At 75.9% G+C, this 22,833-nt stretch carries 26 protein-coding genes; 14 read left to right on the top strand and 12 right to left on the bottom strand.

From position 1 onward, the window contains the following. Positions 1 to 80: 80 nt before the first annotated feature. From ACI8AD_RS00130 to ACI8AD_RS00120, 3 genes are read right to left on the bottom strand one after another with little or no spacing between them, the layout of a single operon-like run. On the bottom strand, positions 81 to 1,229 hold the full coding sequence (locus ACI8AD_RS00130) for an AI-2E family transporter (RefSeq protein WP_456868493.1): 1,149 nt from the start codon (positions 1,227 to 1,229) through the stop codon (positions 81 to 83). Between the two features lie 25 nt (positions 1,230 to 1,254). Beyond that, a complete protein-coding gene (locus ACI8AD_RS00125; RefSeq protein WP_456868492.1) occupies positions 1,255 to 1,755 on the bottom strand; it encodes an RDD family protein in 501 nt (166 codons plus the stop codon). Further along, the gene (locus ACI8AD_RS00120; protein ID WP_456868491.1) at positions 1,752 to 3,023 is read right to left on the bottom strand and encodes a hypothetical protein; all 1,272 of its coding nucleotides are present in this window, start codon (positions 3,021 to 3,023) and stop codon (positions 1,752 to 1,754) included. The genes ACI8AD_RS00125 and ACI8AD_RS00120 overlap by 4 nt, the downstream gene beginning before the upstream one ends. A gap of 417 nt (positions 3,024 to 3,440) precedes the next feature. Here ACI8AD_RS00120 and ACI8AD_RS00115 point away from each other — a divergent pair, with 417 nt between their 5' ends. Beyond that, positions 3,441 to 6,029, top strand: coding sequence for a LuxR C-terminal-related transcriptional regulator (locus tag ACI8AD_RS00115; protein WP_456868490.1), 2,589 nt, complete (start codon positions 3,441 to 3,443; stop codon positions 6,027 to 6,029). Positions 6,030 to 6,203: 174 nt separating this feature from the next. Next, positions 6,204 to 6,617, top strand: coding sequence for a hypothetical protein (locus tag ACI8AD_RS00110; protein ID WP_456868489.1), 414 nt, complete (start codon positions 6,204 to 6,206; stop codon positions 6,615 to 6,617). Here the strand turns inward: ACI8AD_RS00110 and ACI8AD_RS00105 are convergent. Further along, positions 6,606 to 7,439, bottom strand: a complete 834-nt coding sequence (locus ACI8AD_RS00105; protein ID WP_456868488.1) for a YhjD/YihY/BrkB family envelope integrity protein — start codon at positions 7,437 to 7,439, stop codon at positions 6,606 to 6,608. The two genes, ACI8AD_RS00110 and ACI8AD_RS00105, sit on opposite strands and share 12 nt — an antisense overlap. Positions 7,440 to 7,800: 361 nt before the next feature. Between ACI8AD_RS00105 and ACI8AD_RS00100 the strand changes: the two genes are divergently transcribed. Further along, positions 7,801 to 8,244, top strand: a complete 444-nt coding sequence (locus ACI8AD_RS00100) for a DUF7144 family membrane protein (RefSeq protein WP_456868487.1) — start codon at positions 7,801 to 7,803, stop codon at positions 8,242 to 8,244. A 221-nt stretch (positions 8,245 to 8,465) separates the two neighbouring features. Then, positions 8,466 to 8,984, top strand: a complete 519-nt coding sequence (locus ACI8AD_RS00095) for a DUF6325 family protein (protein WP_456868486.1) — start codon at positions 8,466 to 8,468, stop codon at positions 8,982 to 8,984. A 45-nt stretch (positions 8,985 to 9,029) separates the two neighbouring features. Here the strand turns inward: ACI8AD_RS00095 and ACI8AD_RS00090 are convergent, their stop codons facing one another. After that, positions 9,030 to 9,662 (bottom strand): Rv1733c family protein, encoded by a 633-nt coding sequence (locus ACI8AD_RS00090; protein ID WP_456868485.1) that lies wholly within the window; start codon positions 9,660 to 9,662, stop codon positions 9,030 to 9,032. Positions 9,663 to 9,731: 69 nt separating this feature from the next. Next, positions 9,732 to 10,133, bottom strand: a complete 402-nt coding sequence (locus ACI8AD_RS00085; protein WP_456868484.1) for an SHOCT domain-containing protein — start codon at positions 10,131 to 10,133, stop codon at positions 9,732 to 9,734. Positions 10,134 to 10,537: 404 nt separating this feature from the next. Between ACI8AD_RS00085 and ACI8AD_RS00080 the strand changes: the two genes are divergently transcribed. From ACI8AD_RS00080 to ACI8AD_RS00070, 3 genes are all read left to right on the top strand, one after another. Further along, positions 10,538 to 10,741: a hypothetical protein gene (locus ACI8AD_RS00080; RefSeq protein ID WP_456868483.1), complete on the top strand. Its 204-nt coding sequence runs from the start codon at positions 10,538 to 10,540 to the stop codon at positions 10,739 to 10,741. Between the two features lie 200 nt (positions 10,742 to 10,941). After that, positions 10,942 to 11,316, top strand: a complete 375-nt coding sequence (locus tag ACI8AD_RS00075) for a PLDc N-terminal domain-containing protein (protein WP_456868482.1) — start codon at positions 10,942 to 10,944, stop codon at positions 11,314 to 11,316. Positions 11,317 to 11,388: 72 nt separating this feature from the next. Continuing rightward, positions 11,389 to 11,856: a DUF7144 family membrane protein gene (locus tag ACI8AD_RS00070; protein WP_456868481.1), complete on the top strand. Its 468-nt coding sequence runs from the start codon at positions 11,389 to 11,391 to the stop codon at positions 11,854 to 11,856. A gap of 113 nt (positions 11,857 to 11,969) precedes the next feature. Here ACI8AD_RS00070 and ACI8AD_RS00065 read toward each other — a convergent pair whose 3' ends face one another. Next, a complete protein-coding gene (locus ACI8AD_RS00065; RefSeq protein WP_456868480.1) occupies positions 11,970 to 12,335 on the bottom strand; it encodes a carboxymuconolactone decarboxylase family protein in 366 nt (121 codons plus the stop codon). 158 nt (positions 12,336 to 12,493) lie between these two features. On the opposite strand from ACI8AD_RS00065, the gene ACI8AD_RS00060 reads away from it, so the two are divergent. Next, on the top strand, positions 12,494 to 14,059 hold the full coding sequence (locus ACI8AD_RS00060) for a hypothetical protein (RefSeq protein ID WP_456868479.1): 1,566 nt from the start codon (positions 12,494 to 12,496) through the stop codon (positions 14,057 to 14,059). A gap of 9 nt (positions 14,060 to 14,068) precedes the next feature. Here the strand turns inward: ACI8AD_RS00060 and ACI8AD_RS00055 are convergent, their stop codons facing one another. The 3 genes from ACI8AD_RS00055 to ACI8AD_RS00045 are packed head-to-tail and all read right to left on the bottom strand — an operon-like array spanning position 14,069 to position 16,618. Further along, the gene (locus ACI8AD_RS00055) at positions 14,069 to 14,665 is read right to left on the bottom strand and encodes a potassium channel family protein (protein ID WP_456868478.1); all 597 of its coding nucleotides are present in this window, start codon (positions 14,663 to 14,665) and stop codon (positions 14,069 to 14,071) included. Positions 14,666 to 14,720: 55 nt separating this feature from the next. Continuing rightward, positions 14,721 to 16,163 (bottom strand): DUF2252 domain-containing protein, encoded by a 1,443-nt coding sequence (locus ACI8AD_RS00050; protein WP_456868477.1) that lies wholly within the window; start codon positions 16,161 to 16,163, stop codon positions 14,721 to 14,723. Next, positions 16,157 to 16,618, bottom strand: coding sequence for a hypothetical protein (locus ACI8AD_RS00045; protein WP_456868476.1), 462 nt, complete (start codon positions 16,616 to 16,618; stop codon positions 16,157 to 16,159). The genes ACI8AD_RS00050 and ACI8AD_RS00045 overlap by 7 nt, the downstream gene beginning before the upstream one ends. A gap of 116 nt (positions 16,619 to 16,734) precedes the next feature. On the opposite strand from ACI8AD_RS00045, the gene ACI8AD_RS00040 reads away from it, so the two are divergent. The 3 genes from ACI8AD_RS00040 (at position 16,735) to ACI8AD_RS00030 (ending at position 18,300) form a co-directional block, all read left to right on the top strand. After that, positions 16,735 to 17,316, top strand: coding sequence for an HdeD family acid-resistance protein (locus tag ACI8AD_RS00040; protein ID WP_456868475.1), 582 nt, complete (start codon positions 16,735 to 16,737; stop codon positions 17,314 to 17,316). A 128-nt stretch (positions 17,317 to 17,444) separates the two neighbouring features. Further along, entirely contained in the window at positions 17,445 to 17,729 is a 285-nt protein-coding gene (locus ACI8AD_RS00035; protein ID WP_456868474.1) for an SHOCT domain-containing protein, read from the top strand. A 58-nt stretch (positions 17,730 to 17,787) separates the two neighbouring features. After that, a complete protein-coding gene (locus ACI8AD_RS00030) occupies positions 17,788 to 18,300 on the top strand; it encodes a DUF1269 domain-containing protein (RefSeq protein WP_456868473.1) in 513 nt (170 codons plus the stop codon). A 78-nt stretch (positions 18,301 to 18,378) separates the two neighbouring features. Here the strand turns inward: ACI8AD_RS00030 and ACI8AD_RS00025 are convergent, their stop codons facing one another. Next, complete coding sequence (locus ACI8AD_RS00025) at positions 18,379 to 19,320, bottom strand: AraC family transcriptional regulator (RefSeq protein ID WP_456868472.1); 942 nt, start codon at positions 19,318 to 19,320, stop codon at positions 18,379 to 18,381. A 278-nt stretch (positions 19,321 to 19,598) separates the two neighbouring features. On the opposite strand from ACI8AD_RS00025, the gene ACI8AD_RS00020 reads away from it, so the two are divergent. The 3 genes from ACI8AD_RS00020 to ACI8AD_RS00010 are packed head-to-tail and all read left to right on the top strand — an operon-like array spanning position 19,599 to position 22,627. Continuing rightward, positions 19,599 to 20,588 (top strand): quinone oxidoreductase family protein, encoded by a 990-nt coding sequence (locus ACI8AD_RS00020; protein WP_456868471.1) that lies wholly within the window; start codon positions 19,599 to 19,601, stop codon positions 20,586 to 20,588. A 30-nt stretch (positions 20,589 to 20,618) separates the two neighbouring features. Further along, entirely contained in the window at positions 20,619 to 21,533 is a 915-nt protein-coding gene (locus ACI8AD_RS00015) for a TauD/TfdA dioxygenase family protein (RefSeq protein WP_456868470.1), read from the top strand. Between the two features lie 41 nt (positions 21,534 to 21,574). Further along, the gene (locus tag ACI8AD_RS00010; protein WP_456868469.1) at positions 21,575 to 22,627 is read left to right on the top strand and encodes a 3-keto-5-aminohexanoate cleavage protein; all 1,053 of its coding nucleotides are present in this window, start codon (positions 21,575 to 21,577) and stop codon (positions 22,625 to 22,627) included. A gap of 97 nt (positions 22,628 to 22,724) precedes the next feature. Here the strand turns inward: ACI8AD_RS00010 and ACI8AD_RS00005 are convergent, their stop codons facing one another. Continuing rightward, complete coding sequence (locus ACI8AD_RS00005) at positions 22,725 to 22,829, bottom strand: FAD-linked oxidase C-terminal domain-containing protein (RefSeq protein ID WP_456868861.1); 105 nt, start codon at positions 22,827 to 22,829, stop codon at positions 22,725 to 22,727. Positions 22,830 to 22,833: the final 4 nt, after the last annotated feature.

Raw genomic sequence — 22,833 nt, 5'->3', positions numbered from 1 at the left:
GGCGGCATCGTCCCGGGCAGACGACCGGTGCGGTCGTGCCCGCCGGGGCCGGGCCCCTCCACGGGACGGCGGCGGGCCGCTCACCCCGCCGGGCCGGTGCCCGCGCCGGGGCGGCCCTCCCGCCCGGGGCGGCGCCACGCCGGCCGCCGCCCGTCCGCCGGGTCACGGGGGTGAGCGGCACCGGACGAGCCCGCGAGGAGGGTCCTCGCCCACCGGCGGTCGGGGTCCTGCGCGACGAGCACCGCGAGCAGGAACAGCGTCAGCGGCACCGCGAGGATCGCCCCCGCGGGCCCCAACACCACCGTCCAGACGATGACGGAGAGGAACGAGACCGTGACCGAGAGGTTGACGACGCTCCCGACCACCACCGGCTGCAGGACCGACTGCAGCAGGAAGTTCGCCACCGTGTAGACGACCACCACGAGCAGCCCGAGTCCGGGGCCCCCGACCAGAACGGCCAGCACCGTCGGCGGCGCCAGCCCGAGGAAGAAGCCGATGTTGGGCACGTAGTTGGTCAGGAAGGACAGCAGGCCCCAGACGAGCGGCAGCGGGATCCCGAGGACCACCAGCGCCACGGTGTCGACGACGGCCACGAGCAGACCGAAGACCGTCGTCACGACGACGTAGCGACGGGTGTTGCGCGCGAAGTCCCCGAGCGCCGCCCGCAGGCGCGCCGTCCCGGGGACCGCCGCCAGGCGCTCCGGCAGCCCGGCGGCCTCGGCGGTCATGAACACCGCGGTGGCGAGCACGAGGAACAGCGCGCCGAGCGCGCCGGCGACGCCCGCGAGGAGGGTCCGGACGGCGTCGAGGACCGTCTGCAGCTCGACCGGGGGCACCACGTCCGCCGCCTGCTCCGGTGGGGTGCCCGCCGAGACGAGCAGCGAGCGGACGTCGTCCAGCAGCGCCCGCCACTCGTCGGCGTACTGCGGCAGCACGGCGGCGAACTGACCGAGCGAGACGACGAGGGCCAGGGCGAAGACGACCAGTCCGCCGTCGACGACCACGACGGCGGCGGCGACCGCCACGCTCGTCCGGACCCCCCGGCGCACCAGCGCGCCGATCAGCGGGTGGACCACCACGGCCAGCACGAACGCGAGGGCGACCGGGCCGAGGACCGGGGAGGCGGCGCGCACGCCCCAGAGCGCGACGGCGGTCCCCGCCACCCCCAGCACCACGGTGAGCCAGATGGGCAGCGGGCCGCGGGGCGCCGGTCCGTCCCCGCCGTCCACGCCGTGCGCCACGGGTCCGGGTGGGTCAGGTGTAGACGACCGAGGAACGCACCACGAGGTCCTGCACCGAGCGGTTCTCCCGGCTCACCACCACCCACAGCACCCCGACGAGGAACACGGTGCACAGGACCGCCCGGGTGCACGCCCGACGCCAGCCGAGAGGCGCACCGGTGTCGTCGACCACGCGCAGCCCGAGCAGCCGGTCGCCGTAGGTGCAGCCGGCCACCGCCCACGTGACGGCGAAGTAGACGGTCAGCAGCCCGAGGCCCAGCACGACCAGGAGGCCCAGCGAGGGGGCGGGGAAGCGGAAGCTCGTCGGGGACAGCAGGAACCGGGTCGCCGCGACGACGGCGTAGCCCCCGGCCAGCAGGAGGAGCACCACCGCGGCGTCGACGACGTTGGCCAGGCAGCGGGTGACCACCCCGGCGCGGCGGCCGCGCACCGCGGCCCGCACCGCGTCCGCCTCGCCCGCCGGGCGCGGGGGCTCGTGCCACGGGTAGGGGGAGCGTTCCGGTGCGCGGGTCACGGGTTCCTCCCCGGGTCACGGCCGTCCACCGGTCCGGTCCGGGTGCGCCGGCCGCTGCGGTGCAGCAGCCGGTCCACGACCCGCTCGACGGCGCGGTCGGCGTCCACGCCCTGGTCGCGCACGCCGCGCACCACCTCGTCTGTGACCGAGCCCGTGGATTCGCGCAGCAGCCGCGGCAGGTCGATCTCCTGGACGACGTAGCGGGCGAGGCCGGCGACGTCGGCACGGGCGATGACGCGGTCGACGTCCACCCGGTCCACGGTCCCGTCGAGGTCGACGCGGTCCACGACGCGGGCCACGTCGACGCGGTCGACGACGGCGTCGAGGTCGACGCGGTCCACGACGCGCGCCACGTCGACCCGGTCCACGACGGCGTCGAGGTCGACGCGGTCCACGACGCGCGCCACGTCGACCCGGTCCACGACGGCGTCGAGGTCCACCCGGTCCAGCACCGCGTCGAGGTCCAGGCGGGCGGCGACGGCATCGACGTCCAGCCGCGCGGCCACGGCGTCGAGGTCCACCCGGTCGAGCACCCGGCCGATGTCGACCCGGTCGATCAGAGCGTCGAGGTCGACGCGGTCGAGGACGCGGGCGACGTCCACCCGGTCGACGACGGCGTCGAGGTCGATGCGGTCCAGCACCGCGTCGAGGTCGATGCGGGCGGCCACGGCGTCGACGTCCAACCGCGCGGCCACGGCGTCGAGGTCGACCCGGTCGAGGACCCGCGCGATGTCCACCCGGTCCACGACCGCGTCGAGGTCGATGCGGTCCAGCACCGCGTCGAGGTCGATGCGGGCGGCCACGGCGTCGACGTCCAACCGCGCGGCCACGGCGTCGAGGTCGGCCCGGGCCACGACGGCGTCCACGTCCAGCATCCCGGCGAGGCGGTCGAGGTCGACGAAGTCGCGGACCAGCCCCGGGACGTCGAGCCGCGCGAGCACCGCCCGGGCGACGTCGGGGACCAGCTCGTCGGCCGCCGCGGACAGGACCCGCACCGCGGCCGACGCCGGGCGCGTGACCATCCGCAGCACCTGCCCGCGCACCGCCCGGCGCAGCCCGCCCGGCGGGCCGGACGGGGGGCGGGGGAGGGCGCGGCGACCCGCGACGACGGCCGTCTCCGCGGCCCACCTCCCCAGCGCGACCGAGACCGCCAGGACGGCGAAGGCGGCGTGCACCGTGTCCTCCACCGCGCCGCCCGCGGCCGGCGGGCGGAGGTCGGGCGGGCTCCCCGCCGCGGGGTCGCCCGCGGACGGAGGCAGGCGGCTCACGGACACGGGGGACCGCCGGCCTGTGACTCGCTCATGCGGCCTCCCGGTCCGTCGGAGCCGCCAGCATCGTCGAGCCGGGACGGGCAGCCCTCATCCCCTGCGGGTGAGCCGGGCCGTGGGGTCCCGGGGCCACGATCACCCCGGAGCCCGAGCCGGCCACCCCGGGAGAGTCCGTGCGCGCCGTGACCTTCACCCCTGACCGCAGTGACGTCCGCTCGGCCAGGCTGCGGTGAGGAGTGGGAAACTGGACGACAGGAGACACCGCCGACCGCCGTCCACGACAGTCCGGACGCGGGTGCTCGAACAGCGCGGGAGCCACGTATGACGAGATCGTCGACAGCGAGGACTCCCGTCCCGGTGGTGGGCCGGGCCGTTCCGACCGGACACCGCGGTGTGGCGCTGCTGGAGTCGAAGCTCGTGCCTCCCGAACCGGCCCACGCGACCGTGCTCCGCCGGCGCCTGCTGGACCTGCTGACGCGACAGGTGCAGCGGTCCCCGCTCACGCTCCTCAGCGGCCCGGCGGGGTCGGGCAAGACCGTGCTGGCGTCCTCGTGGCGGCAGACCCAGGGCGCAGGGCGACCGGTCGCATGGCTGACCCTGGACTCCTACGACGACGACCCGGCCACGTTCTGGGGCTACGTCGTCGAGGCGTTGTCCCGTGCCGGCGTCCGGTGGTCGGAGATCCCCGAGCTGGTCCCCGGGGAGCCGCCGGGGGCCTCGCTGATCCCCCGCCTGGCGGGCGACCTGGCCGCCTGTCCCCACCCCGTCGTGCTGGTCCTCGACGACGCCGACCACGTCACCGACCGGTCCATCACCGCCGGCCTCGACCTGCTCATCCGCAACGCCGGCAGCCGGTTGCGGCTGGTGCTGTGCACGCGCGCCGACCCGCTGCTCCCGCTGCACCGGTACCGGCTCGCCGGCACGCTGTCGGAGATCCGCGGCGACCAGCTCGCCTTCACCCCGGACGAGACGCGCGACCTGCTCCCGGCGATGGGCGTCCCGGTGACGGCGGAGGTCGCGCGGGCCCTGTGCGCCGAGGCGGAGGGCTGGGCGGTCGGCCTCCGGCTCGCCGCGGCACCCCTCAAGCAGGGCGTGCCGCCCGAGCGCCTGGTGACGTCACTGACGCACGACGACGGGAGCGTGGCGCAGTACCTGTTCGCGGAGGTGCTCGAGCGCCAGCCGGCGAGCATCCGCCGCGTCCTGCTCCGCACGAGCGTGACCCCCGAGCTGTGGCCCGACCTCGTCGACCGGCTCTGCGGCCGCCGCAACACCCGGCGCGTGCTGGCGGGCCTCGCGCACGCCAACGCGTTCGTCGAGGAGTCCCCGAGCGCTCCGGGCGGGTTCCGCGTCCACCCCCTGTTCCGGGAGATGCTGCAGGCCCAGCTCGGGTACGAGCACCCGGGCGAGCTCGCCGCCCTGCACCGGACGTGCGCCGCGTGGTACGCCGAGGCCGGCCGCGCCCAGGAGGCGGTCGGGCACGCCGTCGCCGCCGAGGACTGGGGCTCGGTCAGCCGGCTGCTCGTCGACGACCTGCTCGTCCCCCGCCTGCTGGTGCACGGGGCGGGCGCGGCGGTGCCCGGCCTGCAGTCCCTGCCACCGGGCGTCGACGGCGCCGAGGCCGCGGTCGTCCGGACGGTCGTGGCCCTCGCCGCGGGGAGCACCCCGGCCGCGTCCGACCTCGCCGCGGCGACGAGCGCGCAGGAGGGCACGCGACTGCCGCTGCGGGTCTCGGCGACGCTGGCCTGCCTCACGGCGAGCGCGCGGTCCGATCCCGCGGCGGCCTCGCTCCTCGACCGCGCCGACGCCGCTGCCGCGCTCGTGGCCGAGCTCGCGGACGGCGAGCACCGGGCGCGCAGCGAGGGGATGGCGGTGGTCGAGCAGCTGCGCGCGGTGGCCGCCCTCCGGACCGGTGCCCCCACCCGGGAGCTGGTGGCCGTCCTGCGGACCGCGGCCGCGGCGGCCAACGCCGCGGGGTCGCGCGGGCTGCGGTGCCGGGCGATCGGCTCCCTCGCGCTCCTCGAGGCGATCGAGGGGCACCTGGGCCGGGCCGCCCAGCTCGCGCAGGAGGCCGAGGGTCTCCTCGCCGAGCAGGGCCTGGAGGAGGCAGCGCGCGACCCGGCCGCCGCGACGGCGCTGGCCTGGGTCCACCTGCGGCGGTACGCGCTGGTCGAGTCGCGGGAGTGGCTGGGCCGGGCCCGGGGACGGGGACGCCCGACCGGCCCGGGGGCGGTCGGGACGGAGCCCCTGCAGGCCGTCCTGCAGAGCCAGCACTTCCGCATGCGGCACGAGTACGGGCTGGCCGAGCGGGTCCTGCGGCCCCACCTGGAGGGGGCGCCCCTGCCGCGGTGGGTGGCCGAGCAGGTGGTGACCGAGGTGGTGCGGCTGGCCGTGGCCCGCGGGCACGTCGACGACGGCCTGGCGATCCTCCGGGACAGGGGCCGCGACGAGCCGTGGAGCCGGCGCCTGCAGGCGGCGGTGGACCTCGCCGGAGGAGCGGCCGACGCCGAGCTGCCGCCCGAGGAGGAGTTCCCGGGCTCGCTGTCGGACCTCGTCGAGTCCACGATCGTCCGGGCCTGTCAGCTGCTGGAGCGCGGTGAGGTGAACGCCGCGGCCGAGGAGCTCGCCGTGGCGCTGGACCGCGCCCGCCCCGAGCAGCTCCGGTGGCCGTTCGTCGACACGCCGCCGCAGGCGCGCCGGCTGCTGCGCACGCACCCCCGGCTGCAGACCCTCGGCGCGTGGCTCAACCCGTCCAGCCGGGCCGGGGCGCCCGGCGCCGAGGACGGGCCGCGGGAGACGGCGGCCGGCGAGGTCGTGCAGGAGCTCAGCGACCGCGAGCTGGAGGTCCTCCGCCACCTCGCCGAGATGCTCTCGACCGCCGAGATCGCGGCGACCATGTTCATCTCGGTGAACACGGTGCGCACCCACATCCGGAGCATCCTGCGCAAGCTCGCCGTGAGCCGGCGCAACCAGGCGGTCAGGAAGGCGCGCGAACGCGGGCTGCTGTGAGCGCCGCGCATCACGCGCGGTGGAGGAGGCGGACGCGGGCCCACTCCGGCAGCGTCGGGAGCGGGGCACTTCCGCGGAAGTGCACACGACAGACCGGGTCCGGCCGACACCCCGATCCAGGAGGGTCCCCGGCCGGGACTCCGCCACCGAAGAGCAGTCAGGAGGTCGATGGCCATGGCAGCGGCACGGAACCGGTACGAGGTCCGCGTGGGGACCCACCTGAGCACGGCGGCGATCTCGACCTTCCGCGTCCCCGTGACGCCGACCGCCGTGCCGCGCGAGACGGTGTACCGGTTCCGGGTCCCCGCCGACCGCGACCTCACCGAGGTGCTCGACCGGCTGATCGGCCGGGACGTGCAGGTCCTGGAGATCCGCCAGTGCCCGGAGCCGCCGGTCCGCGGCCGCGGACCGGAGCCCGGCAGGCCGGCGGAGGCGCCGGCGGAGGTCCCGGCGGGGACCGGACCTGCGGACGGCGACGGCGTCGTCGTGCCCTTCCGGGCGGCCTCGGCGACCGGGCGGCGCGGGGAGGACCCACCGCGGCGCCGGCGCCGGCGCGCGGGTCCCGCGGAGGGTCCCTCAGCCGGCTGAGCCGCCGCGCCGGCGGTGCAGGGCGTGGCCCACCACGGCACCGCCGAGCAGCGCGACGCTGAACCAGGTCAGCCAGGTCATGAGCACGAAGACGACGCCGATGGGGCCGTACCGCTCGGCGTTCGAGACCACCGCGCCCGAGAGGTGGACGCTGGTCGCCACGCTGACCGCGGCCAGCCCGGCGGTGGTCGCGAGCGCCGTCGGCAGCAGGGCCGACCAGCTCACCCGCCCGGCGAGCAGCAGCCGCTGCGTCCACCCCGACCACAGCAGGACCAGCGGGGAGCACAGCACGGCGGTCAGGACGGCACCGGCGACCCCGCCGGCGAGGCCGCCCACGACGGCCACCGTGGCCACGACCGCCAGGAACGACGCCAGCCAGACCAGCGGTCGCCACACGTGCCGCCGGCCCAGCTGCGGCAGCTCCCAGACGCTGGCGTAGAAGCGCTGCAGCTCCGCCGGCCAGGCGTAGGCGGCGAGCACCGTGCACGCCGCACCCAGCGCCGACGTCGTCGAGCTGATCGTGTCGGTGGTGGCGAAGAGCTCGCGGACGGCGTCCCGCGCCTCCGCGGACAGGGCCATGTGGTGGGCCAACCGGTCGGCGAGGCCGTGCTCCCTGCCGATCGGCACCGCGGCGGCCAGCGTGATCAGCGCCGGCACGAAGAGCACCATGCCCAGGGCGCTGAACACGAGGGCGTGGTGCGTCGTCCCCAGCTCGCGGATCCGGGTCCGCACGGAGCCGACGTCCCCGGACCGCGCCCGCTCCGCCACGGCCGCGGCCCGGTCCCGCCCGCGCTCCGCGGCGACGGCCGCACGTGCCAGCACCTCGGGCAGGCGCCGGGGCGGCCCCGCCGGGGCCGGGCCGGACGCCGGCTCACCCGGTCGCCCCGCGGGATCGGTGGACGCCACGGGCCGCCTCCGTCCTCCTGCGCAGGGGGCACCGTCCCCGCTGGGCGGCCCCGGCCGTGGGTGCAGCCCACACCCCCGGACGGCCGCGGGGATCCCCCCGGGCGGAGGGCCCGCCGTCCGCCGCGGCCCGCCGTCGCCCCGCCCGTCTCATGCAGGACGGACGATGCCGGGCCGCCCGCCGGGTCCCACGATGGCGGCGCACGCCATCGGACACCCCGCCGACCGGTCCCGCGCGAGGGGCGGCCGCAGCCGGGGGCGGACCTCGGAGGACAGGCTCATGACCGACACCTCGCACCGCTCATCCACGCAGACCGGCGTCCCGTACGACGAGCCGCCGACGGCCTGGGCCGGCTGGGTGGTCTTCGGCGCCGTCATGCTGATCACGCTGGGCGCCTTCCAGATCGTCCAGGGGCTGGTGGCCCTCTTCGACGACGGCTTCTACGCCGTCACGTCGGAGGGGCTCGTGGTGGACGTGGACTACAACACCTGGGGCTGGATCCACACGGCGATCGGCGTCGTCGCGATCCTCACCGGCCTGGGACTGCTGGCGGGCAACATGGTGGCCCGCGTGGTGGGTGTCTGCATCGCCGCGCTGAGCGCCCTGGTCAACCTGGTGTTCATCTCGGCCTACCCGATCTGGTCGGCCATCATGATCACCCTGGACGTCATCGTGATCTTCTCGATCATCGTCCACGGCCGGGAGGTCAAGGGACTGCGCTGACCAGCGCCGCACCCCCGGCGTCCAGCGGGGGACGAGGGAGCCCCACCCGCCCGGTCGAGCACGTCCGGGCGGGTGCCGTCGCGCGCGGCCGGGGAACCGCACGCCCCCGGGGGGCTCTCGGGGGATCGGGCGGGATCGTCCGCCCCGGGTGACGTGTACCGCCCGGTGACCGGGGACGGTGACCGGTGTCCGTTCCCGTCGACCGCCCGCAGGGGGAGACCGTGACCGCAGACCTCGAGCAGGCCCCCGACCTGGCCCAGATGGGTCCCGTCGACTACCTGGTGGTGGCCTTCCCGACCGACCGCATGACCGGTGAGGCGCTGCCGCTCCTGGTCGACCTCGTCGACCAGGGGATCATCCGCATCCTCGACCTGGTGTTCCTGCGCAAGGACGAGGACGGCACCGTCACGACGCTCACCCAGGTCGACCTGGACCGCATGCGGGTCCTGGAGGCGGCACTGTTCGACGGCGCGGCCTCCGGCCTGCTGGGTCCCGACGACGTCGCCGAGGCGGCCGCCGCGCTCGAGCCCGGGACCGCGGCCGGCGTGCTGGTCTACGAGAACGCCTGGGCAGCTCCGTTCGCCACCGCCCTGCGCCGCTCCGGCGGCCAGCTGGTCGCAGCCGGCCACGTCCCGGTCCAGGCCCTGGTCGCCGCGCTCGACGCCCTCGAGGCCCTCGAGGGCGAGGAGCAGGGCGCCCGCGCCGGGTCCCCGTCCGAGCCGGCCGCACCGGTCGGCTGAGGGTCGCCCTCCGGCTCCGGATCCCCCGCCGGGGCCGGAGGGTGCCTACAGCAGCCGGGAGTGCCAGTCCGGCCCGACCGTGGCCCACTCCCGCTCCCACGCGCGCTCGCGCCGGACGTCCAGGACGTGGCCGAGCAGGACGTGGAGGGTCCAGGCGACCAGGGGCACCCCGACCAGCGGCACGGCCCCTGCCGTCGCCGCCGAGGTCGGGATGCCCGAGCGGTCGCGGGGTGCCGCGGCGAGGTCGCCCTCCCGGTCGACCCACACCGGCACGGCGGTGCCGGCCGGCGTCCCGGGCGGCACCGGCACCGGCCCGACCCGGGACGCACCGCCGGGTGCCGGCCACGTCGCCCGGACCGGGACCGTGGTGGCGAGGGTGCTTCCCCCGGTGCCGTCGCCCCCGGTGCCGTCGCCGCGCCGCACCGGTCCCGGCGCCTCCTCGAGGAGGACGGCCTGGGTCCGGGAGCGCTCGGCGGCCTCCGCCGCCGCGACCGCGGAGAGGTGTGCCGCCGTGGCGGTCGACACGACCACCGCGAGCAGCGGGGCGAGGAGGAACGACAGGACGACGACGATCCGGCCGGCGACCTGGATCCGGTCCGAGCCTCGCTTGAGCGGCCCCGAGCCGAGCGTGAAGCGGCGCAGCGACCGGCGCGCGAGGGTGTCCCGCTCCTCGGTCATCCGGCGGCCCTCCGGTCCGTGGTCGGGTGGGTGTGGGGCCAGGCGGGACCGGGGTGCGGGCTCGCGGGGTCAGACCAGGACCCGCCGCTTGAGCTGCTCGAACTCCTCCTGGCTGATCGCGCCCTGGTCGAGCAGCTGCTTGGCGCGGGTGATCTCGTCGACCCCGCGGAAGCCGGGGGCCGCCACCGAGCGGATGTAGTCGTCGGTCTGCTGCCGGGCGTGCTGGGCCTGCCGCACGTCGCGGTCGGCCAGCGCACGTCCCTGCGTGACGAGGTAGGTGATCGAGCCGATCAGCGGCAGCACGAGGACGAACACGACCCAGCCGGTCTTGCCCCACCCGGACACGTCGTGCCGCCGGAACAGGTCCCCGAAGACCGTGATGAGCAGCCAGAAGAAGACCAGCAGGGCGAAGAAGAGGACGAAGGTCCACATCAGGTCGACCAGCGGGTAGTCGTCGGCGGCCGCGGCCATGGCCCACCTCCGTGCGGGGAGTCGTCGGGACCAGGGTGGGGGCCGGCCCGGGGAGGCCCATCCCCCCGCCCGGATGACTGCAGGCGGGACGGCGGCGCCCGGCCCGGCGAGGACGCGCGTGCACCCCTCCCACCCCGGCGACCGCACGGGACGGCCGGGCGCCGGCGGCGACCCGCGGCGGCGACGCGGCGGCCGGTGCCCGCCTCATCCAGGGGGGAGGAGGCCGCGGGCGCCCGCGCAGGACGAGGCTCGGCGCATCGGATCGGACCCGCCGAGCGTCTCGGGGCCCGGGCGTCCGGGCGAGTCGACGGTCGAGTGGCTCCGGGGGAGGGCCCCTGCAGGACGGTGTCCGCACCGATCACGAGGGAGCACGGAGAATGGGACGTCGGGTGTACGAACTCCGAGTGCGTGGACGAGTCCCCGCCGACCTCCTCGAGGAGATCGGCGCGGAGGACTTCGGCGAGGAACCACCCCTGACCATCCTCAGGACCGAACCGACGGACCAGCCCGGCCTGCACGGCATGCTGCAACGCCTGCGCAGCCTCGGCCTGGACCTGCTGGAGGTCCGCACGGCGGGTCCGGAGCCGTCCGACACCACCCCTGCGTGAGCGACGGCGCCCCGCGTCGTCGGGGCGGCCCCGGGAGAGGAGCCGCGGGGGCACGGCGACACCGCCGGCCCCCCGCGGCCGTCCGACACGCCACGGGGGCACGGCTGACCCCTCGTCGCGACCCGGTCACCCCGGCGGGGTGATGAGCGCCCGGGAGCCGCCTGGCCACCATCCCCCCACACCCGTCCCGAGGAGGACCGATGCCCCTGCTCGACCTGTTCTGGACCACGCTGATCGTCTTCGGCTGGGTCCTGTGGTTCATGCTGCTGTTCCGCGTCTACGGGGACCTCTTCACGCGCCGCGACATCAGCGGCTGGGTCAAGACCGCCTGGGTCGTCGTCACGCTGCTGGTGCCGGTCGTGGGCGTGCTCGTCTACCTGATCGCGCAGGGCCGGGGGATGGCCGAGCGGCAGATCCGGGCCGTGGAGCAGCAGCAGCGCGCCACCGAGGCCTACATCCGGTCCGTGGCGGCCGACGCGGAGGCCGAGCAGCTGCAGAAGGCCCGGGCCCTGCTGCAGAGCGGAGCGGTCACGCCGGCCGAGTACCAGCAGATGGTCCCCGCGCCGCGCGCCTGACCCCCGGCCGCGCGGCCCGTTCCCCGCCCGTCGGGCCGTCCCGATCCCGCCGTCGCCTCCGGAGGACCCGTCATGTCCCAGGTCCCGTCCCCGTCCCGGGCCGATCCCAGAGCGCCGGAGGGGACCGTCCCGTCGTCCCCGGCCCGGACACCGTCGCCGGAGGCGCCGGAGTGGGTCTGGTTCAGCGCCGTGCTCATGGTGCTGCTGGGCCTGTCCTGGGCGCTCCTCGGGCTGGTCGCCCTGCTCGACGAGCAGGACCTCGGCCAGCGGGCCAACGAGCTGTTCGTCGTGGAGGGGTACGCCGCGTGGGGCTGGGTGCACCTGCTCGGTGGGCTGCTCGCGGTGGCGGCCGGGGCCGGGATCCTGCAGGGCGGGCACCGGTGGGCCCGGCTCACGGGCATCGGCCTCGCGGTGGCCTGTGCCGTCGTGAACCTCGGGTTCCTCGCCGCCTCGCCCGCGTGGTCGACGGTCGTGATCGCCCTGTCCGTCGTGGCCGTCCACGCCCTCACGGTCCACGGCCGGGAGATCGACGAGCGGTAGTCCGACCAGCGGTGGTCCACAGCGCCGCCCCCCGTCCCCCGGTGGCACCGGGGAACGGGGGGCGGCGGTGCGCTGCGCCTGCGGGGCCGGCCGCAGCGGCTACGGCGTGCGCCTCACGAGCTGCGCTGCTCCGGGATCATCCCGTCGCCGAGGGCCGCGGCACCGAGGACGCCCCGCACGATCGCGCCGGCCGCTGCGGTGACCCGGGCGCTGCCGACCACGGGAGCGATCGCGACCAGGACCGCCTGCGCCTTCTCCACCGTGAGCCCGGCCTCCTCGGCCACCCCGAGGGTGATCAGGTAGGAGACCGGCGGGGCGTCCATGGCCACCAGCGCGGCCAGCCGGACGAGCAGGTAGGTCTCGTCGTCGAGACCGGAGCGCTCCAGCGCGTCGAGGTTCATCGCGAGGAGCGTCTCGAGGACCGGGGCCTCACCCTGGGCGATGCGGCCGAGGGCGTTGTCGGGGGCGGTCTGGGTCATGGTTCCTCCTGGAGGGCTGGTGGCTACGGCGCCCAGCGTCGGAGAGCGGACGGCGCCGGTCCTCATCCCCGGGGGATGATGAGCGGCTGCCCGCCCGGGACCAGGCTGACCGGCGTCGGCTGGGCGCCGCGCCCGCCTGCCGCGGGAGGGGAGAACCCATGCGTCGCTTGGTCGCCGGCCTGCTCATCGTGGTGAGCGCCGTCGCGCTGGTCCTGGCGAGTGTGTCGCTGTGGACGCGCCAGAACGTGATCGACACCGAGGCGTTCGTGTCCAATGTCGAGACGATCGTCGACCTGCCGGAGGTCGAGTCCCGCGTCAACGAGCGGGTGACCGAGACGGTGATGGCCCAGCCGGCGGTGCAGGACGCCGTCGACGAGGCCGTGGCCGTGCTGCCGGAGAGGCTGCAGCGGTTCGGGCCCACGGTGGAGAGCGGTGTGCAGTCGGTGGTCGCCGCCGGTGTGCAGCGGCTGCTGACCAACGACCCGTTCCGGCCGCTCACGCGGGCCGCGCTGACCTCCGCGCAGGAGCAGCTCGTCGCCGGGGAGCCGGTGCAGTACACCCTCGGACAGGCGAAGGCCCTCGTGCCCGCCTCCGCCCGCGACGGGGTCGCCGGCCAGGTGCTGGACCTGCTGCCGGACGATGCGGGCGTCACGCTGCTGACCCCGGCCGACGCCCCGCAGGTCTACACGGCCATCGACCTGCTGGACTCGGCGTGGTGGTGGCTCGGCCTCGTCGCGCTGGCCGCGCTCGCCGGGGCGCTCGGGGTCTCCCGGCGCCGCCGCGGCACGCTGCGGGCCTGGGCGGTGACCACGACCGTGCTCCTCCTGCTGCTGCTCGCCACGCTGCGCGTGACCCGCGGTCTGCTGCTCCCACAGGTGCGCGAGGAGAACCGGGACGCCGTGGGTGCGGTGTACGACGTGCTGGCCGCCAGCCTGCGGTCCTGGACGCTGTGGCTGCTGGCCGCCGTCCTGCTGGTGCTCGTGCTGACCCTGGTCTGGGGGCGGCTGGGCATCGTCGCCGGGATCCGGACGGGCCTGGCGTCGGCGCGGGCGCAGCTGCGCCGGCGCCAGGAGGCCCGGGCACTGGCCGCCCAGGGCGCCGCACCGGGCGAGGCCGTCGCGGCCACCCGGGAGTCCTGGACGCAGCGCGTCGAGGCCTGGTGGCGGGCCTTCACCGAGGGCCTGGAGCTGCGCCGGCGCAGCGCCCGCCTCGGCGCGGTGCTGCGCGACCACCTGGTCGCGGCCCGCTGGGCGGGGATCTCCGTCGGGGTGCTCCTCCTGCTGTTCTGGCCGGAGCCGACGCTGTCCGTGCTCATCTGGACCGCTGCGCTGGTCGGCCTCTACCTCGGCGCGCTGTCGTGGCTGGTCGACCAGGCCCCCGAGGCGGCCGCCGAGGAGCCGGGGGAGGCGCCCGCGGGTGTGGCCGGCTCCACGGCGGCGGTGCCGCCCGCGGAGGTCCCCGCCGCGGTGCCGGCCCCGCGGTCGGTCGGGGTGCCGTCCCCGGAGGCCAGCCCGAACGGCGCGTCGACCGCCACCCTCGTCGACACGGTGGCCCCCGCGGCGCCCGGAACCGCACCGCTGGTGCCCGCCGGCCTGACGCCGGAGACCATGACGACCCTGAGCGGCCGGCTGGACCTGCTGGTGCGGCTGGGGGAGGCCCGCGACGCCGGCGTCCTCACCGACGAGGAGTTCGGCCGAGAGAAGGACCGGCTCCTGGGCGTGTGACCGTCCGGATCAGGAGGGGCCGGCGCCCGCCGGCTCCTCCCGCCGGCGCCGGTCCACCGCGGCGAGGATGACCCGGAGCACCAGCCCGATGAGCACCAGGTCGCCCACCATCTGGACGGTCGTGAGGACCCGCGCGGCGTCGCTGACCGGCGCGATGTCCCCGAAGCCCACCGTGGCGAAGACCGTGACCACGAAGTACAACCCGTCGATCCGGCTCAGCGGCTCGGAGAACGCGTCCGGGTCGCCGGCCGCCACGACCAGGCACGCCCCGGCGAAGACGACGAGGAACAGCGGGATCGACACCGCGACCGCCTCCACCGCCTGCAGCGCGGGGTGGCGGGAGCGCAGGATCGCCCGCACCTGCCAGGTCACGATCAGGCCGAAGGCCAGCAGGCCGGCGACGAGCGCGAGCAGCGTCTCCAGGCCGGGCCGGCTGGTCAGGGGGAGGACGGCGTACAGCGCCAGGACGGCGGCGACGCTGAGCAGCGTCCGGCCGAGGGCCACCACGAGCGCCCGCCGGCCGGGCACGGGCGCGAGCCGCGGCTCGCGCGGGTCGTCCCGCGCCGGTCCGTGCCGGTCGGGCCTGTCGCGGGAGGCGGCGTCCACGCGCGGCATGCTCCGCCCGGCCCGGCCCGCGAGGCGTCATCCGGCCCGGGTGAGCTCAGACGCCGGTGGTCGCCTGCACGCGGCCGGCGCTCACGGCCTCGGCCAGCCGGCCGTGGTCGCCGTCGTTGACGTCGGCGTAGGCCTCCGCGACGTCGGCCAGCGCCTCCTCGAACGCCGCGGAGGACCCCAGGTACCCGGCGATCGCGATGCGGTCCCCGGACCGCGCGTGGGCCCGGGCGAGGCACCAGGCGCACAGCTCGCCGTAGCTCTGCAGCCCGGCGGGGCGCAGCTCGTCGATCTCGAAGGCGCCCTTCCAGTCCCGCAGCTGCCGGACGTAGAAGTCCCGCTCGACCCCGTCGATGCCGGCGCTGCGCTGCCAGCCCAGGAACACGTCGCTGGCCTGCTGCATCAGCCGCTGCCCGGCGACGACCCGCTGGCCCTGGTTGGAGTACCGGCTGCGGCCGACGAACTCCGCGTGCACCGACGGCGCGGCCTCCTTCACCTGCAGGAGCAGCGGGTCGTCCTCGTCGCGGCCGACGAGCAGCACGACCCAGCAGCGGGTGCCCACGCTGCCCACGCCGACGACCTTGCGGGCCATGTCGACGAACGCGTAGCGCTCGAGCAGCGTGCGGCGGTCGGACTGCAGGGACCGGCGGTACTGGCCGATCAGCCCGCCGAACGCCGCGGCGAGCTGCTGCTCCTCCGGCTCCGGCACCAGGTCGCGCAGGGGCACCAGCAGCGGCGGCTCGGCGCGCAGGCGCAGCCGGCCGTCGACGACCTCGGTGAGCTTGCCGAAGGCCTGCAGCGTGTCCCGGGTCCGCGCCTTCTCCAGCGCCCGGGCCAGTCGACGGCGCGGCTTGTCGTCGAGCTGCGGGGCCAGTCGCTGCTGGAGGTCGTCGGCGTCGATGTGGGAGTACCAGACGTCGATGTCGCGCATGCCGGCGAACTGCGCCATCGCCTCCCGGTAGCGCGCGCCGGCCGCGACGGCGAGGGCACGCCGCTGCCGGCGGCCGATGCCCTTGCCGCGGGCGGCGATGACCAGGCTGGCGACGAGCCGCTTGACGTCGTGCTCGAACGGCCCCGGGAGGGTCTCGTCGAAGTCGTTGGCGTCGAACACCAGCCGGCGTTCGGGCGAGCCGTACAGGCCGAAGTTCGACACGTGCGCGTCCCCGCACATCTGCACGGACAGGCCCGACGCCGGGGCGCCGGCGAGGTCGGCGGCCATGACCCGGGCGGCCCCGCGGTAGAACGCGAACGGGGAGGACAGCATCCGCCCGTACCGGATCGGCGCGAGCTCCGGGAGCCGGTCGGCGGCCTGCTCCTCCAGCAGCGTCAGCGGGTCCGGCGAGGCCGGGGTGCGGGAGAGGACGGCGTGCGCGGCGAGCGGCGCACCGGCCCGGAGGGCCTTGCCCGCGGCTCGCCGCTCCCGCGGCGTCGGTCGCCGGGTGTGCGGGGTGTCGACCGGAGCCGCCGGTCCCGGGCGCTCGGCGGTCAGCACGTCGAGCTCGTCTCGTCGACGAGGGCGCCGGCCCCCTGCAGGAAGGTCCCGACGGCGGCGGCCGCCGCACCCAGCGTGTCGGCGGAGGGGGAGCCCTGCGCCGCGTCGACGGCGTCCCCGACCGCGTCGGCGTCGGCCTGCACGCCGTCGACCTCGTCGCGGTACTCGGCGCGGGCGGCCTCGGCGAACCGCGCCCAGTCGTCCTGGACCGTCGCCCAGGCCTCCTCCAGGGCGCCGGTGCCCTGCTGGACCACCTGGACGTCCCCGAGCGCGGCCAGTGACGTCCGGAGGGCGTCGGCCGACCCGCACACGTCGGGGGCCGGGGTGGTCCCCGCGGCCGTCCCGGACTCCGCGTCCGAGGAGCAGGAGGCCAGTCCCGCTCCCACGACCACGGCCACCACCGCCGTCGCGCACCTCGACCCGACTCCCGCCGAACCGCCACCAGACCTGCTCATGCCGCAGACGGTGCCGGTGGCCGGCCCCGCCCTGCGTCATCCCCGGGGGATGAGGTCGGGCGGGGTCCCGGACGGCAGGGTCGGCCCGGACGGATCGGTCCGGGGGAGGAGCCGGCATGACCGCGAACGTGTCCAGCCGCTATGCGGGCGCGACCCCCAGCAGGCACACCGGCGTGCGCGTCGTGGTCGGCCTGCTGGGCCTCGCCGCCGTCGTGCTCGGCGTCGTCCTGCTGTTCCAGCCGGCCGCCGCCGCGCGCACCCTGGCCCTGCTGGTCGGGCTCTCGTTCATCCTGGGCGGGCTGCTCGAGGCCGCCCTCGGGTGGGCCGGCGAGCAGCGGCGGTGGTCCTCGGTGGTCCTCGGCGCGGTCCTGGTGGTCGGCGGCCTCCTCGCGATCGCCTGGCCCGGCATCACGCTGTTCTCCCTGGCCCTCATCACCGGGCTGTCCCTGATCGTCCACGGTGGCGCGCGGGTCGGGGTCGCCGTGGTCGGCCGCCACGAGATCCCCGGCTGGGGGTGGCTCGCCCTCGCCGGTGCGGTGAACGTGTTCGTCGGCGTCCTCGCCGTCTCCTGGCCCGAGGCCACCGTGCTGGTGCTCTCCCTGGCGCTCGGCGCCCAGGTCGCCATCTTCGGCGTGCTGCTCCTCGTCGCGGCCTTCTGGCACCCCGGCGGGCGCGCGGCCACCCCTGCCGTGAGCTGACCCGTCCCCGCGGCGCCGGCCGGCGCCGCCCCCCCCCCCCCCCGCGGCCCCCCCCCCCCCCCCCCCCCCGCCCCCCCCCCCCCCCCCCCCCCCCCCCCCCCCCCCCCCCGACCCAGACAGGAGTCGACATGCCCCTGCTCCGCGGGATGGCCCGCACCGCCATCGTCGCCGGGACGGCCACCGCCGTCTCCAACCGCGTCTCCCGCCGCCAGGGCAGGCGCTGGGCCGAGCAGCAGGCCGCCGCGCCGCCGGAACCCCAGTACGGCCAGCCCCAGTACGGCCAGCCGGCACCCCAGCGCACCGACACCAACACGAAGCTGGCGCAACTGCGCGAACTGGCGCAGCTCCGGGACTCCGGCGTCCTCGACGAGGCGGAGTTCGAGCTGCAGAAGAGCCAGATCCTCAACTCGTGACCCCCGTCCCAGGACCCCGAGCCGTTCGGCTCGGTCGAGCACACCCGAGGAGAGATCGATGGCCACGATGACCGTCTGGAAGTTCCCCACCGCGAACGGCGCCGCGATCGCGGAGGAGACGCTCAAGACCCTGCAGCGGAAGGAGCTGATCCGCATCCACGACGCCGCCATCGTCACCTACCCCGAGGGCGCCCGGAAGCCGAAGACCCGTCAGCTCACCAGCATGGCCGGTGCCGGGGCCCTGGGCGGCGCGTTCTGGGGGATGCTCTTCGGGCTGATCTTCTTCGTGCCGCTGCTCGGCATGGCGATCGGCGCCGGCATGGGGGCACTCACCGGCAGCATGACCGACGTCGGCATCGACGACTCGTTCATCCGCCGCATGCGGGACGAGATCCAGCCGGGTACCTCCGCGCTGTTCGTGCTGTCCTCCGGCGCGGTCACCGACAAGGTGCGGGAGGCCTTCGAGGGCCAGCAGATGGTGCTCGTCGAGACCAACCTGAGCCACGAGCAGGAGGACAAGCTGCGCGCGGTCTTCTCCGAGGACGAGGAGCGGGCCACCGCCACCAGCTGACCGTTCCGGCGACCCGGGGCCCGGCTGCCGACGCAGCCGGGCCCCGGTGCTGCGCCGGTTCCCCGGCGGCCGGGGAGGTCACCCCCCGCCGGCGCGGCCGGCCCGCGCCCGCCACTCCGTCGGGCTGACCCCGCGACGCTGGCGGAACCACCGCGAGAAGGCGCTCGGCGCGGTGAAGCCGAGCAGCTCGGAGACGTCGGTCAGCGAGTAGCGGTCGGTCGCGAGGTGGCGTTCGGCCATCGCCTCGCGGGTGCCGTGCACGATCGAGGAGAACGAGTGCCCCTCCGCGGCCAGTCTCCGGTGCAGCGTCCGCGGGGTCATCCCCAGGCTCCGGGCGACCTGCTGCGTCGAGCAGCGGCCGAGCGGGAGCAGCATCTCCGCCAGCTGGGTCACCCGGCCGGTCACCGTCTCCGCCGGGGGAGCGCCGATCGCCTGCCGGAGCTGCCGGGCGTAGGGCCGCAGCAGCGGATCGGACGTCGCGCTCGCGGCGTCGAGCTCCGTGGCGTGGAAGACCAGGCCGGTGAAGTCGTGCCCGAACCGCAGCCGCGGCCCGAACACCGCCAGGTGGGCCGACGGTGACGCCGGGGCCGGGTGGGTGAAGCACAGCGACAGCGGCTCCCACGTGCGGCCGAGCAGCTCCCGGACGATCCCGAGCAGCGTCGCCACGGCCAGCTCCAGCGCCTGCCGGGTCGGCGCCGGCTCGCCGAACTCGAACCACACGCGCACCGTGGCCAGGTCCCCGGAGTCCTCCAGCCGCAGCCGGATCGCCTCGTTGTAGCTGTGCTCGTACCGGCAGAGCAGGCCCAGGGCGCTGCGCAGGTCGGGCTCCTGCCGCAGCACGACGCCGAGCGGCCCGAGCGTGGCCAGCCGGCGCAGGCCGGCCAGCCGCAGCGCGAAGTCCTCCAGACCGGACTCCGCGGCCGACCGCTCGAGCAGGCGGGCCACCTCGGCCGCGGGTACCCACCGGTCGGGCACCGCCAGGTCGGCGACGGTCAGCCCCACGCCGGCCAGCAGACGCACCGGGTCGAGCCCCGCGGAGCGGGCCAGCCCGGTCCAGCCGTCGAGCGTCGCGCACCGGACGCAGGGCCGGCCGGGATCCCGCCCACGCGGGTGTCCGGATCGGTCAAGCGACACGTCCGGAACGGTACAGCGTCCAGGTGTGGGACCTGTCACCTTTGACGCGTCGAGGAGAGGCCGATCCGCCTCCCGGCCGGCGGACGGAGGTCCCCGCGCCGAGCCGACACCCCCACCGTTCCGCGCCCCGGCACGCCCCGGTGTGCCGTCAGGAGGAGAACCGCATGGCGAAGGGCATCCGCTTCCACGAGACGGGCGGACCGGAGGTGCTGCGCTGGGAGTCGCTGCCGGTCGGCGAGCCGGGTCCCGGCCAGGTGCGGGTCCGGCACGTCGCCGTCGGTCTCAACTTCGCCGACACCTACTTCCGCACCGGGCTCTACCCCGCGCCCCGGCCGGCCGGCATGGGCGTGGAGGCCGCCGGTGTGGTCGAGGCCGTCGGCCCCGGGGTCGCCGGCTTCGCCGAGGGCGACCGGGTCACCTACACCGGCAGCCCGCTGGGCGCCTACAGCACCGAGCGGGTCATGGACGCCGCGCACCTGATCCGGCTGCCCGACACCATCCCGTTCGAGACCGCCGCCGCCACGACGATGCGCGGGCTCACCTGCGCCTACCTGCTCCGCCGGATCACCTCACTGACCCCCGGCACCACCGTCCTGCTGCACGCCGCGGCCGGCGGCGTCGGCCTCGTCTTCTGCCAGTGGGCGCGGCTGCTCGGGGTGGACGTGATCGGCACGGTCTCGACCGACGAGAAGGCCGAGGTCGCCCGGGCGCACGGCTGCACGCACACCGTCGTCCACACCCGCGAGGACGTGGCGGCCCGGGTCCGCGAGATCACCGGCGGCACGGGGGTGCCGGTGGTCTACGACGGCGTCGGCGCGACGACGTTCGCCTCGTCCCTGGACTCGCTGCGCCGCCGCGGCCTGCTCGTCTGCTTCGGGACGGCGTCCGGCCCGGTCCCGCCGATCGACGCCGTGCAGCTGGCCGTCAAGGGCTCGCTGTTCGTCACCCGGCCCGCGCTGGCCGACTACACCGCCGACCCGGCCGAGCGCGCGGCGCTCGCCGGCGAGCTGTTCGACCACGTCGGCTCCGGCCGCATCCGCGTCGCCGTCCGGCAGCGCTACGCCCTCGAGGACGCCGTCCAGGCGCACCGCGACCTGGAGTCCGGCCGCGGCGTCGGCTCCTCGGTGTTCGTCCTCGAGTCCGCCCCCTCCTGACCCGCCCCTCACCCGAGCAAGGAGACAACCGTGACCGCCCTGTACCCCCACCCCGTCGAGGACCGCTTCCCGTCCTTCGCCGTCGGGTCCCGCTCCATCGAGGTCGTGCCGCTCACCGCGAAGATCGGCGCCGAGCTGCGCAAGGTCAGCCTGGCGGAGGCCTCGCGCGACGCCGGGCTGTTCGGCGAGATCGAGGCGCTGCTCCTGCAGTACAAGGTGCTCTTCGTCCGCGACCAGCACATCACCCGGGCCGAGCACGTCGCACTCGCCGAGCGCTTTGGACCGCTGGAGGACCACCCGGTCGCCGGCAGCGACCCCGACCACCCCGGCCTGGTCCGCATCTACAAGGACCACGACAGCCCGCCGGAGCACTACGAGAACGCCTTCCACTGCGACGCCACCTGGCGGCAGGTCCCCCCGATGGGCTCGGTGCTGCGCTGCGTCGAGGGTCCCCCGGTCGGCGGCGACACCATCTGGGTGGACATGGTCGAGGCCTACCGGCGGCTGCCCGAGCGCGTGAAGGAGCAGATCGACGGGTTGCGAGCCCGGCACAGCATCGAGGCCACCTTCGGCGCCGCGATGCCCGAGGAGCAGCGGCACGCCCTGCACGAGCGCTTCCCCGACGCCGAGCACCCGGTCGTGCGCACCCATCCCGTGACCGGCGAGAAGGCGCTGTTCGTCAACGCCTTCACCACCCACTTCACCAACTGGCACACGCCGCAGAACGTGCGCTTCGGCTTCGACTACTCACCCGGCGGCAGCGAGCTCCTCAACTACCTCGTCCGGCAGGCCTTCGTCCCCGAGTACCAGGTGCGCTGGCGGTGGACGCCCGACAGCTTCGCCATCTGGGACAACCGCAACACCCAGCACTACGCCGTCCAGGACTACTGGCCCGCCGTCCGCCGGATGGAGCGCGCCGGGATCGTCGGCACCCCCACCTCCTGACCCCCTCGTCCTGACCCCTGCTTCCGAAACGGAGACCTGACGTGCACTTCCTCGACGACTCCCTGTTCCCCGAGAACCAGGAGAAGCTGGTCATCACCGCGGCCCCCTACGGGCCGGAGTGGGAGCCCGCCGACTTCCCCGAGGACATCCCGCTGACCATGGACCAGCACGTGCAGCAGGCGGTTGACTGCTGGGAGGCCGGCGCCACCGTGCTGCACATCCACGTGCGCGAGCTCGACGGCAAGGGCTCCAAGCGGCTGTCGCAGTTCAACGAGCTGCTGCGGCGGCTGCGCGAGGCGGTGCCGGAGATGATCCTGCAGGTCGGCGGCTCGATCTCCTTCGCCCCCGAGGGCGACGGCGCCGACGCGAAGTGGCTGTCCGACGACACCCGCCACATGCTCGCCGAGCTCGATCCGAAGCCCGACCAGGTGACCATCGCGATCAACACCTCGCAGATGAACATCGTCGAGCTGATGACCGACTCGGACATCGCCGGGACCTCGTTCCAGCGCCCGGAGCTCTACGAGACCTACCGCAACATGGAGGTCCCGGCGAGCCCCGCCTGGGTCGAGGAGCACCTGCGCCGCCTGGTGGCGAACGGCATCCAGCCGCACTTCCAGCTGGCGCACAGCGCCCAGCTGGAGACCGTCGAGCGGCTGGTCCGCCGCGGCGTCTACACCGGCCCGCTCAACATCACCTGGGTCGCCATCGGCGGCGGCTTCGACGGGCCCGACCCCTACACGATGATGGAGTTCGTCCGCCGGGTGCCCGACGGGGCGTCGCTGACGCTCGAGAGCATCATGCGCAACGTCCTGCCGATCAACACCGTGGCCATCGCCCTGGGCCTGCACACCCGCTGCGGCAACGAGGACACCCTCTGGGGCCGGCTGGGCGAGAAGTGCACCTCCGCCGACGCCGTCCGCCAGCTCGTGCGCATCGCCGGGGAGCTCGGCCGCGAGGTCGCCACCGGCAAGGAGGCCCGCGAGGTCTACCGGCTCGGCGAGTACTGGGGCAGCGCCGACGAGGCGCTGGCCAAGCTCGGCTACCCGCCGAACCGGCGGCCCGGCCAGGTGGGCTTCCTCCACCACGGCTGAGCCCCCCCGTCCGGGGGGGGGGGGGGGGGGGGGGGGGGGCGCGGGCCCCCCCCCCCCCCCCCCCCCCCCCCCCCCCCCCCCCGGGCCGGCGGGCTGCTCATCGGTTCTCATCGGTGGTGTCCCTCCCGTACGCCCGGTCGAGCAGGTACTTGCCCGGGTTCATGACGTTGTTGGGGTCCAGCGCCCGCTTGACCTCGAGCATCACG

It is taken from the genome of Geodermatophilus sp. SYSU D00766 (assembly GCF_054049915.1).
The sequence above is the reverse complement of the archived record's forward strand: the minus strand, read 5'-3'. Positions and strand labels throughout refer to the sequence as shown.

Coding starts and splice junctions, on each gene's coding strand:
- ACI8AD_RS00110 (WP_456868489.1), top strand. CDS start 6,204: ATGGCAGCGGCACGGAACCGGTACGAGGTCCGCGTGGGGACCCACCTG.
- ACI8AD_RS00100 (WP_456868487.1), top strand. CDS start 7,801: ATGACCGACACCTCGCACCGCTCATCCACGCAGACCGGCGTCCCGTAC.
- ACI8AD_RS00090 (WP_456868485.1), bottom strand. CDS start 9,662: ATGACCGAGGAGCGGGACACCCTCGCGCGCCGGTCGCTGCGCCGCTTC.
- ACI8AD_RS00085 (WP_456868484.1), bottom strand. CDS start 10,133: ATGGCCGCGGCCGCCGACGACTACCCGCTGGTCGACCTGATGTGGACC.
- ACI8AD_RS00075 (WP_456868482.1), top strand. CDS start 10,942: ATGCCCCTGCTCGACCTGTTCTGGACCACGCTGATCGTCTTCGGCTGG.
- ACI8AD_RS00070 (WP_456868481.1), top strand. CDS start 11,389: ATGTCCCAGGTCCCGTCCCCGTCCCGGGCCGATCCCAGAGCGCCGGAG.
- ACI8AD_RS00065 (WP_456868480.1), bottom strand. CDS start 12,335: ATGACCCAGACCGCCCCCGACAACGCCCTCGGCCGCATCGCCCAGGGT.
- ACI8AD_RS00060 (WP_456868479.1), top strand. CDS start 12,494: ATGCGTCGCTTGGTCGCCGGCCTGCTCATCGTGGTGAGCGCCGTCGCG.
- ACI8AD_RS00045 (WP_456868476.1), bottom strand. CDS start 16,618: ATGAGCAGGTCTGGTGGCGGTTCGGCGGGAGTCGGGTCGAGGTGCGCG.
- ACI8AD_RS00040 (WP_456868475.1), top strand. CDS start 16,735: ATGACCGCGAACGTGTCCAGCCGCTATGCGGGCGCGACCCCCAGCAGG.
- ACI8AD_RS00035 (WP_456868474.1), top strand. CDS start 17,445: ATGCCCCTGCTCCGCGGGATGGCCCGCACCGCCATCGTCGCCGGGACG.
- ACI8AD_RS00030 (WP_456868473.1), top strand. CDS start 17,788: ATGGCCACGATGACCGTCTGGAAGTTCCCCACCGCGAACGGCGCCGCG.
- ACI8AD_RS00020 (WP_456868471.1), top strand. CDS start 19,599: ATGGCGAAGGGCATCCGCTTCCACGAGACGGGCGGACCGGAGGTGCTG.
- ACI8AD_RS00005 (WP_456868861.1), bottom strand. CDS start 22,829: ATGCTCGAGGTCAAGCGGGCGCTGGACCCCAACAACGTCATGAACCCG.